At 40.1% G+C, this 1,792-nt stretch carries 1 protein-coding gene; it reads left to right on the forward strand.

Going from position 1 to position 1,792, the window contains the following annotated elements:
• On the forward strand, positions 1–1,792 hold a 1,792-nt coding region (locus CXF78_RS16305; RefSeq protein WP_257984932.1), incomplete at both ends, for a pilus assembly protein.

Raw genomic sequence — 1,792 nt, forward strand, 5'->3', positions numbered from 1 at the left:
TGCATCGATAATCTACATTACTGATGGCGCCCCAACTAGTGACACTGATGCGCAGGGGAAAGTAAAATCACTATTAGGACTTGCATCAACAACCACAGATGCGGATGTTCCTGGGAGTGAAAGTCTAGGAAACGATAATTATAGTTTGTTACCCCCCCTTGCTCATTGGTTAGCAACAAATGATGTTAATCCAAACTCAGAAGGTGACCAAGTTGTTAACACTTATACAATCGGTTTTAGCGCCGATGCACCAGTTGATATATTGATATCGACAGCAGCATTAGGTGGGGGTAAATATTATTCAGCATTAGACCCCGCCGAATTACAAGCATCTTTAATTAGCGCTATTGCCGCTATCGAATTAGACAGTTCTAGCTTTTCTTCTCCTTCAGTCGTGCTTGATAAAACCCAAACGGGGAATTCTGCTTATTTTGCTATGTTTTTACCAGGCAAAGGGCCGCGCTGGTCTGGTAACCTTAAAAAATTCAAGATTAGCTCTTCAGGAGAGGTATTAGACAAAAATAATATCAAAGCATTTTCTAGTGATGGACGTATTGCTAAAGATGCATGTTCATTATGGGCTACCGATTCCGATTGTGCCGCTGGAGACTATGAAGGGTATGATGTTAATGACGGTGGTGTCGCTGCTGCGTTGCGATATAACTACCAATATGCTTCTGGGCTCGCCACAAGAAAGGTACTTACAAATACTAGTGATTCTGGCCCGCTGGTTGCTTTAACAAAGAGCAATGCAAAAATTAAAGGTAATTTAACAGATGTACAATTGGCAAATTTCTTAAATGTTGATCAAAATAGTATCGAAGACACCTTAGCTTGGATAAAAGGTCAGAATGTTGATAATGAAAAATATGGTTTAACAACAGCCCCCTATCTTAGACAGGACATATTAGGCGATCCACTTCATTCAAGACCTCTGGTCATAAATTATGGCACAACGACTTCACCTGATATAAGAATTATTATGGGAACGAACCATGGCTTTGTTCATATGTTTAAAGATATTGAGTCAGAGGTTAATGGTGAAAGTGTCAGTGCTGTATCTGAATCATGGGCTTTTATTCCTCATGAATTATTACCTAATATTAAAAGCTTAAGGGATAACCCTCAAACTGGTGTGCATTCTGTCTATGGAATGGATGGTTCACCTGTCCCTTATCTCGAATATGATGCTGATGGTAAAGTCAATAAAGCATGGATATTTATGGGAATGAGAAGAGGTGGAACTTCTTATTACGCTTTAGATGTAACCAATAAAGATGCTGCACCAACTCTATTATGGGTTAAAAACAACAGTAATTATCCATTATTAGGTCAATCCTGGTCTGAACCTGTAATCACTAAAATATCTGGATGGAAAGATTCAACCGGGAAAGCAAAACCAGTATTAGTTATTGGTGCCGGATATAATCCAAATACCAAAGACGGAGCCAGTGTAGGTACTAATGACACTACAGGGGCTGGTATATATATTTTAGATGCAGCAACAGGATCTAAACTCCATAGCTTTAGTGCCTCAGGCTCAGATACCACTATGCCTGGCATTGTTGATAGTATTCCGAGCAAAGTGGCAGTATTAGATAGTAACAATGATCAATTAACCGATCGCATTTACGCAACAGATACTGGTGCTAATGTGTGGCGTTTAGATTTACCGGGGTTACCGACAGACACCCAAAACCCTTGGAGTGCGTATCATTTTGCGAGCATGGGAGGAGGGGATCTTGCATCTGATATTCGTTTCTATTCTGAGCCAGTAATAGCTCAAACAGCT

This window comes from Shewanella sp. 11B5, assembly GCF_002836795.1.
Classification (GTDB): Bacteria; Pseudomonadota; Gammaproteobacteria; order Enterobacterales; family Shewanellaceae; genus Shewanella; species Shewanella frigidimarina.